A 20,979-nucleotide genomic window follows, 5' to 3' on the forward strand; every position below is an offset into this window, starting at 1 on the left:
ACAGTCCGCATATCTCCTATTATATCACATATTTTTAGCCTTCGCGTCTTTCTCTGCGAGAATATTTTGAAAAATAGCTTCTTCTTCCTTGCTAAAAACATAATTTTCTAATAAATCTGGACGACGTTCTAACGTCTTACGCAAACTTTGCTCAATACGCCATTTTCGGATATTCTCATGATGCCCACTCATTAACACATCTGGAACTTTCATGCCACGAAAATCATATGGGCGAGTATATTGTGGAAATTCCAAAAGCCCTGATGAAAAAGAATCATCTTGATGACTAGCTTCTTTTCCTAAGACATTAGGAATCAAACGAACCGTTGCATCAACAATCGTCATCGCAGCCAATTCTCCACCAGTCAAAACAAAATCGCCCAAAGAAATCTCATCGGTAACCAAGGTTTTAATGCGTTCATCATAGCCCTCATAATGCCCACAAATGAAAATTAGTTCATCTTCTTGTGCTAATTCTTCAGCGTAGCTTTGATCGAATTTACGCCCTGCTGGGTCCAAAAGAATCACGCGCGGCTTTTTAGCGTCAATCTTATCAATGGTATCAAAAATCGGCTGTGCTCGCAAAAGCATTCCTTGACCGCCACCATATGGTTCATCATCAACATGACGAGCCTTCTCTGCATTCTCACGGAAATTATGATAGTTGATTTCCAACAGACCTTTTTCAGTAGCTTTACCAACAATCGAATGCTCAAGCGGTGAAAACATTTCTGGAAAGAGCGTTAGGATATCAATCTTCATCGTCAAGTCCTTCCAAAACGTCAACATCAATACGATTGCCAGCAACATCCACGTTAAGCACAACTGGTGGAATGTATGGAAGCAACAAATCACGTTTTCCCTTACGTTTCACCACCCAAACATCATTAGCACCAGGTTGCAAAATCTCCTTAACTTGACCAATCAAGACATCATTTTCATAAACATCAAGTCCAATGATTTCATGATAATAAAATTCACCATCATCAAGGTCAGATAAATTTTCCTCAGCAACTTTTAAAGTGCAACCTTTGTATTTTTCGATATCATTAATATGATACATGCCTTTAAATTTAACAATATCAAAATTCTTTTGTTTACGGTGACTAGCAATCTCAACTTCAATAATAAAACGGTCTTTATCATCAAAAATTGCTAATTTTGAACCTTTTTTAAAACGTTCTTCTGTAAAATCCGTCACAGACAACACACGCATCTCACCTTGGAGACCTTGTGTGTTAACAATTTTTCCAACATTAAAATAATTCATGTTTACTCCACTTAACTTAGTCTTTACCATTGTACCATGATAGCAATGAAAAAACCAGCTGCGCTCTGCAACTGGTCAAGATAGTCCGTACGGGATTCGAACCCGTGTTACCGCCGTGAAAAGGCGGTGTCTTAACCCCTTGACCAACGGACCAAAATCAATGTATAAAACCAATGAGGTTTACTGGGGTAGCTGGATTCGAACCAACGCATGAGGGAGTCAAAGTCCCTTGCCTTACCGCTTGGCTATACCCCAAAAAACAGTTACTAGTATATCGAAAATACGAGTCATTGTCAACCTATTTTCTGAAAAAATTAGAAAGAAATATTTCCATAATTTTGGGCTAATTATTTGACAAAACTAACTAAAACAAACTAAAAGGATTGAGCTCCACATTATACAGCAGAGCTCAATCCTTCAACTAAATAACATTTCACTTTGTCTTATTATTTGCTGTAACGAATCATTTTAATGGCTTGAACAACCAATGTAGGAGCAAACGCTAGGCCTAAAATTGTCAAAATTTGACTTAGTGATAGACTTACAACACCGAACATGCCACCGATGGCTGGAACAAAGACAATAAGAGCAACAAGAGCAAGACCAACCAAGAATGCATAGACAGTATTCTTATTAGAGAAAATACCAATTTTACTTAATGGAAGGTCACTACGACAACTGAATCCATGGAAAAGACGTCCAAGACAGAGCACCAAGAATGCAAAGGTTGTTGCGTAGCCCTTACCAGTATTAACACCGATGAGATAAGCAACCATAACGGCGATGGCAATAAGAATTGCTCCACTAATAACTTCTTTGAAGGTCTTGGCTGTGAGAATAGACTCATTTGGATCGCGTGGCGCATCATCAAGAACAGCTTCCGTTCCTTCCTCCATACCGATGGAAATGGCTGGAAGTGAATCCGTCACCAAGTTGATGAAGAGCAGTTGAATTGCTAAGAAAGGCACGACAAACTTACTATCAAAGAAAGCCATAAAGGTTGTTAGAATAACTACGATAATAGCTGAGCTATTACCAGTCAAAAGATACTTGATGGCATTCTTAATGTTAGCAAATAGGTTACGTCCAACAGTAACTGCTTTAATGATAGTTGCAAAGTTATCATCCGTCAAAATCATGTCTGCAGCGTCTTTTGAAACCTCTGAACCAGTAATCCCCATAGCGATACCGATATCAGCTTGTTTAAGGGCTGGCGCATCGTTGACACCATCACCGGACATCCCAACAACCTTACCTTTGGCTTGCCAAGCGTTGACAATGCGAATTTTATGCTCAGGCGCAACACGCGCATAAACTGAAATCTTCTCAAGATCGCGTGCCAATTCTTCGTCGGACATTTTTTCAAGAGTAGCCCCGTCAAGAACCATATCACCTTCTTGGAAAATACCAATCTTACGGGCGATAGAACGACCAGTCACGACATGGTCACCTGTAATCATAATCGGTTTGATACCGGCACGGATAGCCTTAGCAACTGCTTCTTTTGATTCTTCACGCGGTGGGTCAATCATCGACGTCAACCCAACGAAAGTCAAATGATCCTCATGTTTAAAATCAAGTTCATCATCGTCAAAATAACGGAAGGCGTAGCCAAGTACGCGAAGTCCTTCTTCAGCAAACTTATTATTTTGATTAAGGATATTAACCTGGTCATCAGATGTGATTTCGCGAACCTCACCATTAATCAAGACGTGAGTTGTCTGGCGAAGCAATTCATCCGGTGCACCTTTGACAAGGAGGACACGCTGTCCATCAATATCATGAAGAGTTGACATGTATTTACGGACAGAGTCGAATGGTAATTCGGCAACACGTGGGTATTTTTCACGATGATTTTGTTCGGTAATACCGTACTTACGACCTAGTTCAATCAACGCAAGCTCCGTTGGGTCACCAACTTTTTGATCACCATTGATAAACGAATCATTAGTCAAAACCATAGTGTTCATCAAGAATTGAGCTGCTTTGTCAGTCAAATCAAGCTGGTCAGGTTTTACCAATGTTTCGTTGAGGTAAATGTCATTGACCGTCATCTTATTTTGAGTCAACGTTCCTGTCTTATCTGAGGCAATCACTGAGACTGAACCCAAAGTTTCAACAGAATTAAGACTCTTCATAATGGCATTTTCTTTAGCCAATTTTTGACAACTGAGAGATTCCACGATCGTAATAATAGAAGCTAGCGCTTCTGGAACCGCTGCTACTGCAAGGGCAATTGCAAACATGGCCGCTGACATGAAATTCCCAGAATTCCAATAAACCAAACCGAAGACAATCACACAGATAATCATGATTCCCATTGACAAATGTTTTGAAAATTCGTCAATAGAACGTTGAAGGGGTGATTTACGGCTAGTAGCTCCCTTGATTAGTGATGAAATCTTACCGATTTCAGTATTTTCACCGATGTCTGTGACAATAGCAGAGCCATTACCATAAGTAACTTGAGAACTAGTGAAGACCATATTGGTCTGGTCACCGATAACCACTTCTCCTGCAATAGGGTCAACCGTCTTATCAACCGCATGGCTTTCACCTGTCAGAGCTGATTCGTTAACCTGAAGCGAACTCGCATCAACAATACGAGCGTCAGCGACAATCATGTCACCTGCTTCAAAGACAACCAAGTCACCAATAGTCACATCCGTAGAATCAATTTCTTGCTTCTGACCGTCACGAATAACCTTAACCTTAGGGACAGACAAAGACTTCAAAGAATCAACTGATTTTTGTGCATTGAGCGTCTGAGTGGTCCCCAAAATCGCATTCAAAATCAATACCGCAATAATAACAATCGTTGACTTTAAATCACCAGTCGCACCAGAAATCAAGGCTGCAACAATCAAAATAATGACAATCAAATCCTTGAATTGGTCAATAAAAATTTGCAATGCACTAGGTCGATCAGCTTCCTTGAGCTCATTAGCCCCGTAGCGCTCTTTGCGTTTAGCTGCTTCTTGCGACGACAATCCGTTCAAGGAAGTATTCAACTCTTCCATTGTCTCATCAGAAGACTTTCGATAAAAAGACATAGCATCCTCCTTCTGGTCTCTTTTGCAACAAAAAAGAGACCTGTTTTACTAAAACAAGTCTCGCTATTTCATATATTGCCAGAAATTTCTTTCGTATTGACGACAATATCACGAACCTAGTTCGCTAGCTACTCCCTCGTATTACCACTATTATAGCATAAATAGGAAAAAATTCAAATGAGAACGTTTTAGAAAAATGTAAAGAGACCGAACCGAAGTTCAGTCTCTCTAGTTTTCCTCATCAATAACGAGTCTTACTTTTTTACCTTGAGTTGGTACCGAATAGACAATCGACCTTATCGCTGTAATGGTACGACCTTTTTTACCGATAACACGACCGATGTCCTGTGCATCCAAATCAAGATGATATTCTAAAAACTCAGGTGTATCTTCAATTTTAATGGTAAGATTATCTGGTTGTGAAATCAAAGGTTTCACAATAGCGATAATAAGATTTTCAATGGTATCCATAGGTTTTCTTCTTAGTGTACTCTATTATTTTGAGAATTTTGATTCGTGGAATTTTTTCATAACGCCTTCACGTGAAAGGATGTTACGAACTGTATCTGAAGGTTGTGCACCTTTTGACAACCATTCAAGAACACGATCTTCTTTCAAAGTTACTTGGTTTTCTTCAACAAGTGGGTTGTAAGTACCAACTGTTTCGATGAAACGACCATCACGTGGAGCACGTGAATCAGCTACGTTGATACGGTAGAAAGGTTTTTTCTTAGAACCCCTACGAGTTAAACGGATTTTTACTGCCATTAGTATAAAGTCTCTTTTCTATATTTTTTGTTTTGGTTAATAGCTCTGCTACTAACTCACTTAACTTATTATATCATAAAAAGATAAGGTGTCAAGTTTTTTTCTTGACACCTTTTAAATTTTTTTGAAAGGTTAAAAATAAGCAGGAGCGCATTATTGTTGAGAATGCAAAATAGCTTCTTTTATTTCCGTAACAGTCACTGCTTGGTCATCTCGATAGACAACGTTGCCATCATCATCCAAAAGTTCTCCAACCAATGGTTCAGCAGCCAAACTTGCTTCATCTTTAAATGAAAATCCTCCGCCCACTTCATCAGGATAACCAATGACAAAATCAGTATCTGAACAATAAGTATCCAAAAACTCCACAAAGCTATTATCTTTTTGATATTCCTCCACAGCAAGCTATAAAGTAATCGGTTCGGCAAAAGTTTTAGGAAGTAAAGCTGTCAATTCATTAGACACAATTGTTTTAGCTGTGCCAACGGATACAATGACTAAAGCACCAACAATTGGCAACATGATTCTTTTTTCATAGCTTCTCCTTAGTTTATTTTAAATATTGATATAAGACCTAACGAGCTTCGCCAACTGTCGTTGATTCTGGACCTTCTAAATCAAGCTCATGAACAGTTCCGTCTTCGTACTGAATATAACTATTTTGTGATTCTTCCTCATCACCGTAACCAACAGCATAAGCCAAAATACCACCTTCTTCATCGGCAATAATACGCTGCTCGTCCGAATAATCTGCAAAATAGTTATCAAACGCTTCTCGCGATTTTCCTTTCCAAACCTTAATCAAACGATTTATAGCCGCATTATCACTTGATGTCTCGCAGGGCTTGACTTGAACATCGTCAGCAACCACATCTTTATTTTTAATTTAATTCATTCCCAAAATACCAGTCACAAGACATGCTAATAACATTAGTGAAAAAATAACTCTTCTTTTCATTCTATCTCCTTTCTAGATATATATATTTTTTTTATTTAAAATAGCATAAAAAGCAAATAAAAACATGATAATTATCTGAAAATAGTGTTTTAAAAACAAAAAAGAGCTGAAACAACTGTTCCAAGCTCTCTCAAACCTAATTTCTGTTATTGACTGTCGTATCACAACTCCATAATGCCATAATGAAATTTTTGATTGGGTCTGACAATTCTTTTAAAACCAAATTTTTCAAAAACATCATCTCTAAAATGAGCTTTAATAATAAGACTCTTTATTGCCACGCGCCTTGCTTCTTTCAAAAACTCATCAGATAAAAGACTAGGATTGGCAAATTGTCGTAAACCATCTAAGTTTTTAGATTCTGAAATCCTATCAGAAAACATTGGGTCGCAATAAACCACGTCAAATGACTTATCAGGCAACGATTTCATATAAGTAATATTGTCAACGCAATAAGTTTTAATGGAACGCATGGCAGCTGTTAATTGTTTATTTTCTGATGAATAAGTTGTCAAGCCATCTGAAACGATAAAGTGGATAAGAGGATTGCTTTCTATCGCTGTTACATCATTGCCTGCTGATGCCATAACAATGCTATCGCTAGCAAGCCCCATCGTTGTATCAAGGATTTGTAACTTGTCATCACCCAATAACGCCAATAAAGCGTCATGCTCACTCTTAATACGCAACATAGCAGTATCAGGATGAAAAGCAAACTCACTACCGTCTTGATTGACCAAGCGCAGCTCATTTTCATAAACCAAAAGAAGCGCTTCTCTAGACTGTAAAAGCTTTGTCACTGATTGTTTTCGTCGTTTAATAACAGGTAAATGAAGTTTTTCGCCAATAGTTTGCGCTCGCTGATGCAAAGCAACATTTTCCCGCAAACTTGTCGTAATCGCAATAATCATGCTTTTATTATAGCAAAATTACAAAAAAATTTAATGAAATGCCCACCGTAAATCTAGAAATAGCTATAAGCCACGATAGAAATAGGCTTACAAAGCAGAATGATATAGAGAAAACGCCTAAACGTCATCTTTGACAGCCTTGTTACCATAACCAAAATATCTGCAGGCGAAATGGGGGACGCCATGTTTAAGGCAAAAACTTTTTCGTAAGTTGATGACATTAATTTTCGCTCATAACGAGCAAATAATTTCTCCTCCATAAATAGCAAAATAAATGGCTTCCCATAGCGGCGTATTAATAGAAAAAGAATAATACTCCCAATAACAATGCCAACATAATTAAGGATAAAGCCCAGTATTGGGCCAAAAGCCATAAAACCAACTACCGTTTTCACCCCACCTGGAATAATCGGAATAAGCACCTGAATAATTTGCAACAGAAGAAAAATAATGCTTCCCAAAAAGAGATGTCCTCGCAACGCATGCGCTAAAGCATGAGGGTTATTCAAAATATCTAAATGTTTAAAAAGATAAACCAAACACAGAAGGGTTAGAATAATAAAAAAATTCCTAAAAACTTGAGTACTCTTTTTAAAGCGTCATACATAACATCACCTTTCATTATTCTCAAAAAAAAAGAGCTGGTGACAGCTCTTTAAATGTCTAAGCAATTTTTATATTAATGCTATTATTATTCATAACGTAATGCTTCGATTGGGTCGAGTTTACTTGCTTTATTTGCTGGTAAAATACCGAAGATCATACCAATAAAAGCGGAGAAAAGAAGGCTTCCTATTGCTACGTTAAATGAAATAGATGGTTTCATATCAGCCATATTGCTATTAAGAATACTTGTCAAACCAGCTGCCAAACCTAAACCGATCAGTCCACCAAGGAGAGTCAGTACCATTGATTCAATTAAAAATTGCGTCAAAATCTTCCTGCGTGTTGCCCCCAAGGCTTTACGTAAACCAATTTCACGTGTACGTTCTGTAACAGATACAAGCATGATATTCATAACTCCAATACCTCCAACCAACAGTGAGATACCAGCAATCGCACCAATAACTGTAGTCATCATGCCATAAGCTGAATTAATTTCAGCAATCTGTTTAGACATATCAAAAATGGTAAAGTGGCCTGTTTTCACACCTGATACTTGTGTCATCACTTTAGCAGCTTCTTCCCCTACGGTTGTTGCTTGCGTTGCATCATTAACATGGACATATGCCGCCTTAATTTCGTTAACATTAAACTCAGCAGCCAGTTGTGTGTTTGTCATGACAGCATTACCACCTGAACTCATTCCGTAGAGAGCTGAACCAGCATTTGGATCTTTATAAACACCAACAACTAAGTATGATTTAGAACCGACTGAAACCTGCTTATTTAAGGCATTATCATTCGTCCCAAATAGTTTCATAGCCAATTTCGTATCAAGCATAATGATACGTGAAAAATGCTCATAATCATCTGAACGGAAATTTCTTCCAGCTACAACCTTGTATTTTTTAACATCAAAATAGGTCTTATTAACACCTATAATGTTAACGTTGTTGGTTTTTTTCTTATTAAGCGAAACCGTTGCAGTCGTACCATTCGTCAAGTAATAGTTTTGAACCCCTGGAACATCAGAAGTAATTTTTTGCAACCATTCTTCCTGAATCTTAGGACCTTTGTCTGATGATGTCGTTTCAACATCATCGTCAAAAATATTTTTGCTGTCAGAATCCTTAGCAACATAATAAATCTCAATGTCACGTGTATCGGCAGAAAACATATCTGTGATTTGTTTTGTCATTCCTTGCCCCAACGCCATGATAACAACAACCGAAGCAACTCCGATAATAATCCCTAACATTGTTAAGAATGAGCGCATCTTGTTACCCATGATTGAACTAAGGGCGAATTTCCAGTTTTCCATAATCTTCCTCCTTAGTCAATCCTAACACTATCTGTCGTGTCTCTTGTGATTTCACCATCACGAATGACAATTTTACGTGTTGCAAAATCTGCAATTTCCGGCTCGTGCGTAACCATGACAATGGTTTTACCTTCACGATTAAGTTCTGTCAATAGCTGCATAATCTGCTCACTGGTTTTCGTATCAAGGGCACCTGTTGGTTCATCCGCCAAAATAATCGAAGGATTATTGACCAAAGCACGCGCAATGGCAACACGTTGTTTTTGTCCACCAGATAATTCAGAAGGCAGGTGCTTCATACGTTCACCTAGTTCAACTTTGTCTAAAAATTGTTTAGCAAGTTGGTGGCGTTTTGAAACACCGACCCCAGCATAAATAAGTGGAAGCTCAACATTTTGCAAAGCATTTAATTTTGAAAGTAGGAAGAACTGTTGAAAAACAAAGCCGATTTCTTCGTTTCTCACTTTAGCCAACTCTTTTTCTTTCAAATCTTCAACTTTTGTTCCATTTAAACTGTAATCGCCAGAAGTTGGTCTATCAAGTAAACCAATAATATTCATAAGAGTTGACTTCCCTGAACCAGAAGGTCCCATTATCGCTAGGAACTCTCCTTCATAAACTGTCAAATCAATCCCTTTAAGAACTTGCAACTCCTGATCACCATTACGGTAGGACTTGACAATATCTTTGAGTTGAATTAAAACTTTTCTTTCTTCTGTCACTACTCGCTCACCTCTGATTCTTCTGTAGTGGCTGTATCATCAGAAGTAACATTGGAAACTTTTTCACCATCTTTCAAACTGCCATCTGGGTTAGAAATAACGATTTGACCAACTTCTAAACCACTCAAGATTTCTTGTTGTTTGGCATCAGCGCTTCCAAGTGTTACCTCAACTTTACTTGCTTTTTGACTGTCCTTATCGTAAACCCAAACATAGTTTTTATCACCTTCATTGACAACTGCATCAACTGGCACAAGTTTGTTTTTATTTTCATTAACAACTTCTACAGATACTGTGAATCCTTGTTGAAGATTAGAAATATCACCAGTCAAATCAACTTTGTAATCATAAGAAGCTGACCCTGAAGAGGAACTTGAACCGCCTGTTCCAGTTGAATCATCAGATCGATTTGGGTAGTTAGAAACGTATGAAATGGTACCAGTCCATTCTTGGTCTGGATAAACTTTAGATTTGATTTTGACATTTTGTCCTGTTTTGATATTAGCCAAATCATACTCAGTCAATGTTCCTTTGATTTGTAATTGACCTTCTGTCGCAACATGGACAAGCGTTTGGCTATTTTTAGATGATGGGTCAATGTCATTATTGACTTCAACAACTGTACCAGACACATCACTCACAATAACGGTTTCGTTTAGAGCTTGTTGTGCTTTATTAACCTCAGCTTGCGCATCTGCATAAGAATCATTTAAATCTTGCAATTGTTGATTGTATTGTGCATTCTCTTGAGCTGTTGGTGGTGTTGTAACAGTTGTTTCTTCGCCAGTTTCTTCATCAGTCGTTGTCGATGTTGTTGGTAGATTACCATAAGTTTTAAGGTAAATAATCTGACGTCCAACCTTATTTAAATTACGAACAGCTGTGTCATAAGCTGCTTGGGCTGTTGTAGTGTCGTATTGAACCAATTGTTGACCAGTAGTAATTTGGTCACCTACTGACACCGTTGGTCTAGCTTCAGTTCCTTTACTGCTGTCATAATAAACGTATTGTTCTTGGAAAGCTTTAACTTTACCAGTCAACAAAGTTGATGATGAAATGGTACCCTCTGTTACAGCTGTGGTATCGTAGGTTGTTTCAACGGTTGATTCTGATGTTTTGGTTTGTTGCCACCAAAGCAGAGCTGCACCTGCAACGACAAAACAAGCTGCCGCAGCTCCAATAATCCCTTTAGTCTTTTTAGACATTTTCATTTTACTTCTTCTAGGCATAATCTTCCTCTTTTTCTTTTGTATAGTTGTATTGTTGCGATAAGACAATTATACGTTTTTGGCATTTTACTGTCAAGAATAAAATGTAAAAACCATCTTTCATATTTATTATAAGAAAAACAGCTCTCAATAACCTTACAGTTTTGTAAGTAGAAATTTTGAGACTCTTTGATAGTGAAAATTTATGGCTAAACAAAAGAAACTGAGCGTTGGCTCAGCTTCTTATTTCTATAATTTGAATATATTAGATAGCTTGTGTTGTAAATCCACGACTTTCAAGGACACGAATCATAGCATCTGCTGTATCGAGTGCGGTAAAGAGAGGAATACCGTGTTCAATAGCAGAGCTACGAATTGTTGCACCATCTTTGTCAAGCGTACGTTTTGTACCAACGGTATTGACGATAGCTTGAACTTTTCCAGTGCGAACAAGGGCTGGAATATCGTTCTCATCATCTTCGCCAAGTTTATTGACAATCGTTGACATCAAACCTTTCTCAGCAAAATATTTGGCTGTGCCTTGTGTAGCAAAAATACTGTATCCGATATTAGCAAAACGTTTCGCCAAACCAAGCGCTTCTTCTTTTGTATCATCAGAAACTGTGAAAACAACATTACCAAATGATGGCAAATGGAAGTATGAAGCTTCAAAGGCTTTGTAAAGAGCTTTTTCAAGTGTTTGATCTGACCCCATAACTTCACCAGTTGATTTCATTTCAGGACCGAGGAGACTGTCAACCTTAGCTAATTTTGTGAATGAGAAGACTGGTGCTTTCACATGCACATAATTAGATTCTGGGTAAAGCCCACCTTCATATCCAAGGTCAGCAAGAGTTTGTCCAAGAATCAATTTCGTTGCAACTTGTGCCATAGGAATGTTAGTCACTTTAGACAAGAATGGCACCGTACGACTAGCACGAGGGTTAACTTCGATAACGTAAACTGTTTCATCTTTGATAACAAATTGAATGTTCATCATACCAAAACAGTTCAATCCAATCGCCAAACGTTTTGTGTAATCAGCAATTGTATCTTGGATTTTCTTAGATAATGTTTGAGGTGGGTAAACTGCCATTGAGTCACCTGAGTGAACCCCTGCACGTTCGATGTGTTCCATGATTCCTGGAATAAGCACATCTTTACCGTCAGAAATCGCATCTACTTCACATTCACGACCAACGATATATGAGTCAACAAGCACTGGGTGGTCTGGACTAGCTTTAACAGCTGTACGCATGTAAGAACGAAGATCTTCTTCATTTTCTACGATTTCCATAGCACGTCCGCCAAGTACGTATGATGGACGAACAAGAACTGGGAAGCCAATCTTACGCGCAGCTTCAACCGCCTCTTCTTCATTTGTTGCAGTTTGTCCTGGTGGTTGCGGAATATCCAATTCTTTCAAAGCTTGCTCAAAGAGGTCACGGTCTTCAGCACGGTCAAGGTCAGCAACTTGTGTACCAAGGATAGTAACACCAGCTTTTGACAATGATTCTGCCAAATTGATAGCTGTTTGACCACCGAATTGCACAATAATACCTTTTGGTTGTTCGAGTTCGATAACATTCATAACATCTTCGAATGTTAATGGTTCGAAGTAAAGTTTATCAGAGATTGAGAAATCTGTTGATACCGTTTCTGGATTTGAGTTCATGATAATGGCTTCATATCCAGCTGCTTGAATGGCTTTAACTGAGTGAACAGTGGCATAGTCAAATTCAACCCCTTGCCCAATACGAATTGGACCTGAACCAAGAACGATGATAGATTCTTTATCAGATTTGACTGATTCATTTTCCCATTCATATGTTGAATAGAAATATGGTGTTGCTGATTCAAACTCAGCTGCACACGTGTCAACCATTTTATAAACTGGAATGATTTTATTTTCAGTACGAATGGCACGCACATCATCGGCAGTCATGTTCCAAAGATCTGCAATTTTACGGTCAGCAAAACCATTGCGTTTAGCTTCTTTCAGAACAGCAACATCTCCGACATGACTTGCTAACTCTTGTTCCAGTTCAAAGATGTGGAGCAATTTATCAAGGAAGAAAAGGTCGATTTTTGTTAGTTTAGATAGTTCTTCGATAGTGTATCCACGGCGGATGGCTTCAGAAAGGTAGAACAGACGGTCATCTTGCGCACGAACAATCTTATTAACCAATTCGTCGTCTGAAACTTCTGCCAAGTCAACCATTTCATTGTGGTAAACACCTATTTCGAGTGAACGACAAGCTTTCAAAAGTGATTCTTCGATATTACGACCGATAGCCATAACTTCACCAGTCGCTTTCATTTGTGTTCCCAGACGACGTTCACCATTTTCAAATTTATCAAATGGGAAACGTGGAATTTTGGCAACCACATAGTCAAGAGCTGGTTCAAACATAGCATATGTTGTTCCAGTAACTGGGTTAACCATTTCATCAAGAGTTAAACCAACGGCAATTTTGGCAGCCAATTTCGCGATTGGGTAACCAGTTGCTTTTGAGGCAAGGGCTGATGAACGTGACACACGTGGGTTAACTTCGATAACATAATATTTGAAGCTATTTGGGTCAAGAGCAAGCTGAACGTTACATCCTCCTTCGATTTTAAGGGCACGAATAATGCTCAAACTTGCATCACGCAACATTTGGTTTTCAATATCTGAAAGAGTTTGTGTTGGTGCAAATACGATTGAATCCCCAGTATGGATACCAACTGGGTCGAAGTTTTCCATATTACAAACCACAAGGGCGTTGTCGGCAGCATCACGCATAACTTCGTATTCGATTTCTTTGAATCCTGCAATAGAACGTTCAATCAAACATTGCGTTACTGGTGATAATTTCAAACCATTTTCAGCGATTTCACGAAGTTCTTCTGCGTTATCACATATACCGCCACCTGTACCCCCGAGGGTAAAGGCAGGACGTACGATAACTGGATAGCCAATTAATTCTGCAAAGGCAACTGCTTCATCAACGGTATTGACGATTTCAGATTCTGGAATTGGTTGATTGAGATCTTCCATTAATTGTTTGAAAAGGTCACGGTCCTCAGCCTGATCAATCGCTGATAGCTTTGTACCTAGTAACTCAACACCAAGTTCATCAAGGATTCCAGCTCTTGACAACTCCATTGCCATATTAAGACCAGTTTGTCCTCCCAATGTTGGAAGAAGCGCATCTGGACGTTCTTTGCGGATAATACGTGTGACAAACTCAAGTGTCAATGGTTCGATATAAACCCGATCTGCGATTTCTTTATCTGTCATGATTGTCGCTGGGTTTGAGTTAACAAGAACGACGCTGTACCCTTCTTCTTTAAGGGCAAGACAAGCTTGTGTTCCTGCATAGTCAAATTCAGCTGCCTGACCAATAATAATCGGACCAGAACCAATCACCATAATTTTTTTAATATCTGTACGTTTTGGCATAATCTATGATACAAAGCCAGACAAGTAATAAAAACCACGATAACATCTATTTCTAAAGATTATCTTTTGGCGCAGCTTGTATGGCTTGTTCAAATCAGCTCATTAGCCAATCTGAACGATGTATCTTCTCCTTTCTATATTATCTAACTCACGGATTAGATTTAAATATTAATTACGAACTTTTTCAGCTTGAAAAGCGTCAATCAATTCAAGGAAGTCATCAAAAAGATAACTTGCATCATGTGGACCTGGCGCAGCATCTGGGTGGAATTGCACTGAAAAGGCTGGGAAGTCACGGTGACGAACACCTTCAACAGATTTATCGTTGATTTCTTCATGCGTCACCATCAGACAATCAGGAAGAGTGTCACGGTCAACGGCATAACCATGGTTCTGACTTGTAAAATCAATACGTCCCGTTGCAATTTCACGAACAGCGTGGTTAAATCCACGGTGACCAAATTTCATTTTGTAAGTTGTCGCACCATTAGCCAAGCTGAACAATTGATGTCCCATACAGATACCGAAGATTGGAATTTTGCCTTGAACACCACGAATCATGTCAAGAGCTTCTGGAACATTTTCTGGGTTACCTGGACCATTTGATAACATGACGCCGTCAGGATTCAAGTGAAGAATTTCTTCAGCCGTAATATTATAAGGAACAACGGTCACATTGCAATCACGTTTTGAAAATTCACGTAGGATAGAATGTTTCAATCCAAAGTCAACCAAGACGATATTTTTACCAACACCTGGTGCTGGGTAAGCCATTTTTGTTGAAACTTGTTCGATGTTATTTGTTGGTAAAACTGTTGCTTGTAATTGCACTTGCAAATGTTCGATAGAATCACCACCACTAGCAAGTGTAGCTTTCATTGTCCCGTGTTTACGGATAATTTTTGTCAAAGCACGTGTATCAATTCCTGAAATTCCTGGAATATTTTTAACTTTCAAAAACTCGTCCAAAGTCATTTGATTACGCCAATTGTTTGCGCGACGTGCATTTTCAGAAACGACGACACCTTTACAAGTTGGTGTGATCGATTCATAGTCATCTCGATTAATACCGTAATTACCAACCAACGGGTAAGTAAAAGTCAAGATTTGACCATTATAAGATTGGTCTGTGATAGATTCTTGATAACCTGTCATACCAGTGTTAAAAACAATCTCACCTGTTACATCAAGATCAGCTCCAAAAGCTTTTCCTTCAAAAATTGTTCCATCTTCTAAAATTAAAAGTCTTTTTGCCATTTTTATTCCTCTCGTTTGCTCTCACGGGAGCACTTTAACGTTTATTAGCAGACACTTCAAACTTAAAGTAAGTTATTAATTAAGCTTTGCCGTTCAGCACAGCTTCTAGAATTGCCATTCGTACAAAAACACCATTTTGCATTTGTGTTGCAATTCGTGATTTAGGCGCTTCTACCAATTGATCAGCAATTTCCACATCACGATTGACTGGTGCAGGGTGCATGATAATCGCAGAAGTTTTCATTTTTTCATAACGTTCAGCGGTTAAACCATATATCTTATGATAGGTTTCTTTTGAAAAACCACGTTCGCTGTCATGACGTTCATGTTGAACACGAAGCATCATCATGATATCCAGCTTATCAACAATATCATCGATTGCAACGTATTTTCCATAAACATCAAATTCACTTGAATACCATTGTTCTGGACCAGCAAAATATAATTCTGCTCCGAGACGTTTTAGAATTTGCATGTTTGATTTTGCCACACGTGAATGGGTAATATCACCAACGATAGCTACTTTCAGATTTTCAAAGCCACCAAACTCTTCATAAATCGTCATTAAATCCAACAGACATTGGCTTGGATGTTGACCTGAACCGTCACCACCATTCACAATTGCTGTTTGAATTGTTCGACTATCAATTAATTCTTTGTAGTAATCTTCCATTGAATGGCGAATCACGCAAATGTCAATTCCCAAAGAACTCATCGTCAAAATAGTATCATACAAAGTCTCACCTTTGTTCACTGAACTTGTTTTAGCGTCAAATTCAATGACATCCAATCCAAGTTTCCTTTCAGCAACTTCAAAAGACTTATGCGTACGCGTTGACGGTTCAAAGAAAAGATTTGCTGCAAAATACTGCCTATCTAAACTAAAGTCTGCTTTATTTGTTTTAAACGCCATACCACGTCTAATCAAGCCAAGCACTTCTTCGTTTGATAATGTTTCCATAGTCACTAAATGTTTTAGTGAAACAACGCCATCTGTAACTGCCATTTTCTTAATCCTTTTCTGGAAGAATTTGATGCAAAATGATACCTAAAAGTGTTGAGAATGCGACACCTGTAATTTGTAAACCAGCAACTTGCAATGTCAAGCCACCAATACCAGATACCAATATGACACTTGCAATCAAAAGATTTTTCTTGTTATCAAAATCAATTTTATTTTCAACTAAGATTTTAAGACCACTTGAGGCGATAACACCAAAGAGAGCGATTGAAATTCCACCGATAACTGGCGTAGGGATTGAAGAAAGCAATGCTGAAATTTTTCCGATAAAGCTCATCACTACTGCAATCACAGCTGCCCCAGCAATAACATAAACTGAGTAAATCTTATTAAGTGCCATAACACCAATGTTTTCACCGTAAGATGTTACTGGTGGAGCACCGAAGAAACCAGCAATAATTTGTGCAATACCGTCACCTGTAAGGGTACGGTCAAGCCCCGGGTCTTTAAAGAAGTCACGTCCTGTCAAACTATTAAGCACCATAACGTGACCAAAATGTTCAGTCATAGTAACAAAAGCAATTGGTGCCATTGTCAAAATCGCGCTTGGATAAAGTTTGAAGTGATAATCCACGAAAGGAATATCAAAACTTGGAACTTGTAACCAAGCTGATTTAGCAACATCTGATAAGTCAATAATTGTTTGACCTGTTACTGCGCCAACAATCAAAGCGAAAATATAACCAACAATCAAACCAAGAAGGATTGGGATAACACCAATAATTTTCTTGCCATACATATTAAATAGAATAACAGCAAGGAGCGTTACCATACCAATCAACAGGTATGTGAAATTATATTCGCCATTTTTCAACATAACGTCATTAACAGCTGTTGTTGCAAGACTAAGTCCGATAACAATAATGATTGGACCAACCACGATTGGCGGAAGAACTTTATCAATCCAAGCATTTCCAGCAAATTTGACAATCAAGGCAACGATTAAGTAAACTAGACCACCTGCGATTGCCCCTTGTGCTACTGCCGCAATACCATCGGTTTTCATTAGCATTTGCATGGTTGCAATGTAAGCAAAACTAGACCCCATGTAAGCTGGGATTTTATATTTGGTTACTGTCAAATGTGCCAATGTTCCCAAACCACTTGAGAAAAGGGCGATTGCTGGGTCAATACCAACTAGAATTGGAACCAAAACCGTTGAGCCAAACATGGCAAATAAATGTTGGAACGATAGTCCAAACAACATCCCTGGTTTAGGCATATCTTGCACATCATATTTTACGTTTTCCACTTTTTATCTTCCTCTTCAATTCTATAACTGCTTAGCTCGGATCAACAATGCTGACGCGATCTTTTCCATCTACTTCAATCACTTCAACAATAACTTCTTCCACAGCACTTGTTGGAATGTTTTTGCCAACATAATCAGCACGAATTGGGAGTTCACGGTGACCACGGTCAACAAGTACAGCAAGACTGACACGCGCTGGACGTCCAAGACTTACCAAGTTATCAATTGCTGCACGGATTGTACGTCCTGTATAAAGAACATCATCAACCAAAATCACATCTTTTCCAGTAATATCAACTGGCATATCAGTTGTATCTTCTTCGACTTTCATATCATCACGGAAAGGTTTGGTATCGAGTTCTCCAATTGGAATATCGATTCCTTCCAATTGTTTCAAGCGATCCTGAATTCGGCGAGCGATAAAAACACCGCGCGTCTTAATTCCTGCGAGAATAATATTATCAAGATTTTTATTACGCTCGATAATCTCATAAGTGATACGTGTAATTGCACGTTTCATTGTTACGTCGTCAATAATTTCTTTTGTTTTCATAAAACAAACCTCTCTAATATACAAAAAATCTCCTCGTTAGCAAGGAGATTCCACAAAATATAGGTACAACTATGCCGGTTGCACACTTCTTTTACCGTTCTCTCCTTGCCTGCCTCACGGGACAGTATTAAAGGATAATATTTACTCTCTATATGATACCAAAACTATGATTATTTGACAAGAGATTTACGATTATCTTTTACCAACTTTATAGTAAAAAAGCAGAATTTGGTTATCCAAACTCTGCTTTATCATCAAGCTTTGCCATTTCTTAGATTTTCCAATGTCTCTTTAAAAATAGCTGGCGCTTCTGCCGTGAAAGTCAATGTTTCACCTGTTGTTGGATGAGTAAAACCAAGTGTTTGTGCATGTAAAAACTGACCATCGCCTTTTAATGTCTTACGTGGTCCATAAAGCGGATCACCAGCAACAGGATGACCAATATACGCCATATGCACACGAATTTGGTGTGTACGCCCTGTTTCCAAAGTCAACTCAACCAACGTATAATTTCCAAAACGTTCCAAAACCTTAAAGTGAGTTACAGCGGGTTTGCCTTTTGCTGTTACAGCTTGTTTTTTACGGTCTTTTTCTGAACGTCCAATCGGTGCTTCAATGACACCACGGTCATTTGGAATATTACCATGAACAATTGCAACGTATTTACGAAGTGATTTTTTATCTTTCAATTCTGCTGCAAGTGCGTTGTGAGCCTTATCATTTTTAGCAATCATCAACAAACCTGAAGTGTCTTTATCAATACGATGCACAATTCCTGGTCGAATCACACCGTTAATCGAAGATAAATCTTTAATGTGGTACATCAAGGCATTCACTAATGTTCCAGACGTATGACCAACTGACGGATGAACTACCATTCCTTGTAGTTTATTGACCACAGCAACGTCATCATCTTCGTAAATAATATCAAGTGGAATATTTTCAGCTGTATATTCTAACACTTCTTCTTTTGGCACTTCGTAAGTGACAACATCACCAACTTTGACAGAATATTTCGCTTTAACAGCTTTGCCGTTGACCAAAACTGTTCCTTTTTTGATTTCATCGTTAGCTTGGCTACGTGACAACTCTGTCAAATCTGCTAGCGCCTTGTCTAAACGAACACCAGCTTCCTTAATGATTAACTCCATTCTCCTCCTCTTTCCAAAGGGCAATGAATAGTATCACAACCCCAACTGTTAAATAAGAATCCGCCATGTTAAACACCGCAAAATTCATAAAATCTAAATGAATCATATCAACAACATAACCAAGGCGCACACGGTCAATAAAATTTCCTAAACCACCTGAGATAATGAGGATTAAACCAAGTAAAAACCAAAACTGACCATTAATATTTTTAACAAAATAATAGCAAGCAGCCCCAACGACCGCAAACGTAATAACCGCAAATAACCATTGTTGATTTTGTAAAATCGAAAAAGCAGCGCCATAATTACGCAAGTAAGTTAAGCTAAAAATACCTGGCAAACACTCTTGAATGGTGTCCAAAGTGATGTGATTAACAATCCATAGCTTACTTAACTGGTCTAAAACAATCAAAACCACAGCAGCAAGCGGAAAATAAACTTTTCTTAATATCTTCATTTAGTCACCTTTGGGCTGAATTTAGCAAAATAATCCTTCATAACAGCGATAAATTTAAGCGCACAAGCTGATAAATTCTTATCACGGCGTTTGATGTAAACCATTTTATTATCCAAATCATCTTCAAGTGGAATGACAGTAATTCCGTTTACGCTACGACTATCTAAGAAACCAGAGCCTGTTGCATAGGCATCTGTTCTTTCCAAAATACCATTCAAAGTAGCACGGTCAGTAACATTGAAGATACAAGAACTATCCGTTGTATCCACAAAATTTTCAGAATAGTAAAGGTACTCATCTTTTTCTTGGGTAAATCGCACAGTCGGAAATCCTAACAAATCAGCCATAACCAAGCTATCTTTTTTCGCTAAAGGATGCTCTTTAGCAAGATAAATATGGGTTTGAAATGGAATTAACTCAACAAATTCCAAACCAAGCTTTTCCATACGCTGCAAAAGACCTTTACGATTTTGATTATTTAAATAGATAATCCCTATCTCACTATCGCCTTGAGCAATTTCATCTAAAATTTGAATCGTCGTTGATTCAAAAATACGAAAATCTTTATGTTCTGGGTGAGCTTGTGAAAAAGCAGTAATTAACGGTGGCAAAAAATCATAGTGCTGACTGGCAATTGAAAATTCTTCTGAATCCATTGCTGCTTGTGAAAATTGTTTTTCAAAGGAATCAAAACTTTTCACAACCTCAAGAGCTTTCTCATAAAAAGCCATCCCATGGCTTGTCAAAACCGCTCCAGTTGTTGTTCGAGTAAAGATTTGAAAGCCAAGTTCAGCTTCCAAATCTCTAATTGCTACTGATAAGCTGGGTTGGCTTACAAAAAGTTTAGAAGCCGCCTCACGAAATGTACCACTATTGGCAATCGCCACGACATAACGCAATTGTTGTATGTTCATTTAAATCATTCTTTCTAAAAATCAATCAACTTTATTATAACAAAAAAACTAGGCTCTTGCCTATTTTCCTAATTCTTTTTGCAAAATGGTTAACAAACTTGCAATAGCCTTTTAG

19 protein-coding genes, 2 tRNA genes and 1 pseudogene are annotated in these 20,979 nt (G+C 38.2%); all 22 read right to left on the bottom strand.

Features of this window, described 5'->3' with window-relative positions; genetic code table 11:
- Positions 1–24 precede the first annotated feature (24 nt).
- The 22 genes and pseudogenes from trmD to SMA_RS06245 all read right to left on the bottom strand — a co-directional run bounded on the left by trmD (position 25) and on the right by SMA_RS06245 (position 20,864).
- The gene (gene trmD / locus SMA_RS06140) at positions 25–762 is read right to left on the bottom strand and encodes a tRNA (guanosine(37)-N1)-methyltransferase TrmD (protein WP_014294742.1); all 738 of its coding nucleotides are present in this window, start codon (positions 760–762) and stop codon (positions 25–27) included.
- Positions 752–1,270, bottom strand: a complete 519-nt coding sequence (rimM, locus tag SMA_RS06145; RefSeq protein ID WP_012962097.1) for a ribosome maturation factor RimM — start codon at positions 1,268–1,270, stop codon at positions 752–754. The genes trmD and rimM overlap by 11 nt, the downstream gene beginning before the upstream one ends.
- 81 nt (positions 1,271–1,351) lie before the next feature.
- Positions 1,352–1,423, bottom strand: a tRNA-Glu gene (locus SMA_RS06150).
- A 30-nt stretch (positions 1,424–1,453) separates the two neighbouring features.
- Positions 1,454–1,525: transfer RNA gene (locus SMA_RS06155), tRNA-Gln, on the bottom strand.
- A gap of 191 nt (positions 1,526–1,716) precedes the next feature.
- Positions 1,717–4,323 (bottom strand): cation-translocating P-type ATPase, encoded by a 2,607-nt coding sequence (locus SMA_RS06160; protein WP_014294743.1) that lies wholly within the window; start codon positions 4,321–4,323, stop codon positions 1,717–1,719.
- A gap of 228 nt (positions 4,324–4,551) precedes the next feature.
- Complete coding sequence (locus tag SMA_RS06165; RefSeq protein WP_006531222.1) at positions 4,552–4,794, bottom strand: KH domain-containing protein; 243 nt, start codon at positions 4,792–4,794, stop codon at positions 4,552–4,554.
- A gap of 24 nt (positions 4,795–4,818) precedes the next feature.
- Entirely contained in the window at positions 4,819–5,091 is a 273-nt protein-coding gene (gene rpsP, locus SMA_RS06170) for a 30S ribosomal protein S16 (protein ID WP_014294744.1), read from the bottom strand.
- Between the two features lie 153 nt (positions 5,092–5,244).
- Complete coding sequence (locus tag SMA_RS12100; protein WP_223246297.1) at positions 5,245–5,451, bottom strand: hypothetical protein; 207 nt, start codon at positions 5,449–5,451, stop codon at positions 5,245–5,247.
- Between the two features lie 214 nt (positions 5,452–5,665).
- Positions 5,666–5,962 carry a hypothetical protein gene (locus SMA_RS06180; RefSeq protein WP_223246298.1) on the bottom strand — a complete coding sequence of 99 codons (297 nt, stop codon included), beginning with the start codon at positions 5,960–5,962 and terminating at the stop codon, positions 5,666–5,668.
- A 248-nt stretch (positions 5,963–6,210) separates the two neighbouring features.
- A complete protein-coding gene (locus SMA_RS06185) occupies positions 6,211–6,960 on the bottom strand; it encodes a class I SAM-dependent methyltransferase (RefSeq protein ID WP_014294745.1) in 750 nt (249 codons plus the stop codon).
- A 53-nt stretch (positions 6,961–7,013) separates the two neighbouring features.
- Positions 7,014–7,567 (bottom strand): annotated as a pseudogene (locus SMA_RS06190) (TVP38/TMEM64 family protein).
- Positions 7,568–7,651: 84 nt separating this feature from the next.
- Entirely contained in the window at positions 7,652–8,884 is a 1,233-nt protein-coding gene (locus SMA_RS06195; RefSeq protein WP_014294746.1) for an ABC transporter permease, read from the bottom strand.
- An 11-nt stretch (positions 8,885–8,895) separates the two neighbouring features.
- Positions 8,896–9,606 carry an ABC transporter ATP-binding protein gene (locus SMA_RS06200; protein ID WP_014294747.1) on the bottom strand — a complete coding sequence of 237 codons (711 nt, stop codon included), beginning with the start codon at positions 9,604–9,606 and terminating at the stop codon, positions 8,896–8,898.
- Positions 9,606–10,835 (bottom strand): efflux RND transporter periplasmic adaptor subunit, encoded by a 1,230-nt coding sequence (locus tag SMA_RS06205; protein WP_014294748.1) that lies wholly within the window; start codon positions 10,833–10,835, stop codon positions 9,606–9,608. The genes SMA_RS06200 and SMA_RS06205 overlap by 1 nt, the downstream gene beginning before the upstream one ends.
- Positions 10,836–11,079: 244 nt before the next feature.
- Entirely contained in the window at positions 11,080–14,259 is a 3,180-nt protein-coding gene (gene carB, locus SMA_RS06210; RefSeq protein ID WP_014294749.1) for a carbamoyl-phosphate synthase large subunit, read from the bottom strand.
- 168 nt (positions 14,260–14,427) lie between these two features.
- Positions 14,428–15,516: a carbamoyl phosphate synthase small subunit gene (locus SMA_RS06215; RefSeq protein ID WP_014294750.1), complete on the bottom strand. Its 1,089-nt coding sequence runs from the start codon at positions 15,514–15,516 to the stop codon at positions 14,428–14,430.
- Positions 15,517–15,595: 79 nt separating this feature from the next.
- A complete protein-coding gene (locus SMA_RS06220; protein ID WP_014294751.1) occupies positions 15,596–16,522 on the bottom strand; it encodes an aspartate carbamoyltransferase catalytic subunit in 927 nt (308 codons plus the stop codon).
- Between the two features lie 4 nt (positions 16,523–16,526).
- The gene (locus SMA_RS06225) at positions 16,527–17,789 is read right to left on the bottom strand and encodes a uracil-xanthine permease family protein (RefSeq protein WP_014294752.1); all 1,263 of its coding nucleotides are present in this window, start codon (positions 17,787–17,789) and stop codon (positions 16,527–16,529) included.
- A 31-nt stretch (positions 17,790–17,820) separates the two neighbouring features.
- Positions 17,821–18,342 carry a bifunctional pyr operon transcriptional regulator/uracil phosphoribosyltransferase PyrR gene (pyrR, locus tag SMA_RS06230; RefSeq protein WP_014294753.1) on the bottom strand — a complete coding sequence of 174 codons (522 nt, stop codon included), beginning with the start codon at positions 18,340–18,342 and terminating at the stop codon, positions 17,821–17,823.
- A 254-nt stretch (positions 18,343–18,596) separates the two neighbouring features.
- Positions 18,597–19,493, bottom strand: a complete 897-nt coding sequence (locus SMA_RS06235; protein ID WP_014294754.1) for an RluA family pseudouridine synthase — start codon at positions 19,491–19,493, stop codon at positions 18,597–18,599.
- Positions 19,477–19,950 carry a signal peptidase II gene (gene lspA, locus SMA_RS06240; RefSeq protein WP_014294755.1) on the bottom strand — a complete coding sequence of 158 codons (474 nt, stop codon included), beginning with the start codon at positions 19,948–19,950 and terminating at the stop codon, positions 19,477–19,479. Before lspA ends, SMA_RS06235 begins: the two co-directional genes overlap by 17 nt.
- A complete protein-coding gene (locus SMA_RS06245) occupies positions 19,947–20,864 on the bottom strand; it encodes a LysR family transcriptional regulator (RefSeq protein WP_014294756.1) in 918 nt (305 codons plus the stop codon). The genes lspA and SMA_RS06245 overlap by 4 nt, the downstream gene beginning before the upstream one ends.
- Positions 20,865–20,979 lie beyond the last annotated feature (115 nt).

Source organism: Streptococcus macedonicus ACA-DC 198 (assembly GCA_000283635.1).
GTDB lineage: Bacteria > Bacillota > Bacilli > Lactobacillales > Streptococcaceae > Streptococcus > Streptococcus macedonicus.

Excerpts from the sequence above, each read along its gene's own strand:
- SMA_RS06215 (WP_014294750.1), bottom strand. The coding sequence starts at position 15,516 with ATGGCAAAAAGACTTTTAATTTTAGAAGATGGAACAATTTTTGAAGGA.
- SMA_RS06185 (WP_014294745.1), bottom strand. The coding sequence starts at position 6,960 with ATGATTATTGCGATTACGACAAGTTTGCGGGAAAATGTTGCTTTGCAT.
- SMA_RS06235 (WP_014294754.1), bottom strand. The coding sequence starts at position 19,493 with ATGGAGTTAATCATTAAGGAAGCTGGTGTTCGTTTAGACAAGGCGCTA.
- rimM (WP_012962097.1), bottom strand. The coding sequence starts at position 1,270 with ATGAATTATTTTAATGTTGGAAAAATTGTTAACACACAAGGTCTCCAA.
- pyrR (WP_014294753.1), bottom strand. The coding sequence starts at position 18,342 with ATGAAAACAAAAGAAATTATTGACGACGTAACAATGAAACGTGCAATT.
- SMA_RS06220 (WP_014294751.1), bottom strand. The coding sequence starts at position 16,522 with ATGGCAGTTACAGATGGCGTTGTTTCACTAAAACATTTAGTGACTATG.
- SMA_RS06160 (WP_014294743.1), bottom strand. The coding sequence starts at position 4,323 with ATGTCTTTTTATCGAAAGTCTTCTGATGAGACAATGGAAGAGTTGAAT.
- SMA_RS06165 (WP_006531222.1), bottom strand. The coding sequence starts at position 4,794 with ATGGATACCATTGAAAATCTTATTATCGCTATTGTGAAACCTTTGATT.
- lspA (WP_014294755.1), bottom strand. The coding sequence starts at position 19,950 with ATGAAGATATTAAGAAAAGTTTATTTTCCGCTTGCTGCTGTGGTTTTG.
- SMA_RS06195 (WP_014294746.1), bottom strand. The coding sequence starts at position 8,884 with ATGGAAAACTGGAAATTCGCCCTTAGTTCAATCATGGGTAACAAGATG.
- carB (WP_014294749.1), bottom strand. The coding sequence starts at position 14,259 with ATGCCAAAACGTACAGATATTAAAAAAATTATGGTGATTGGTTCTGGT.
- trmD (WP_014294742.1), bottom strand. The coding sequence starts at position 762 with ATGAAGATTGATATCCTAACGCTCTTTCCAGAAATGTTTTCACCGCTT.
- SMA_RS06245 (WP_014294756.1), bottom strand. The coding sequence starts at position 20,864 with ATGAACATACAACAATTGCGTTATGTCGTGGCGATTGCCAATAGTGGT.
- rpsP (WP_014294744.1), bottom strand. The coding sequence starts at position 5,091 with ATGGCAGTAAAAATCCGTTTAACTCGTAGGGGTTCTAAGAAAAAACCT.
- SMA_RS06205 (WP_014294748.1), bottom strand. The coding sequence starts at position 10,835 with ATGCCTAGAAGAAGTAAAATGAAAATGTCTAAAAAGACTAAAGGGATT.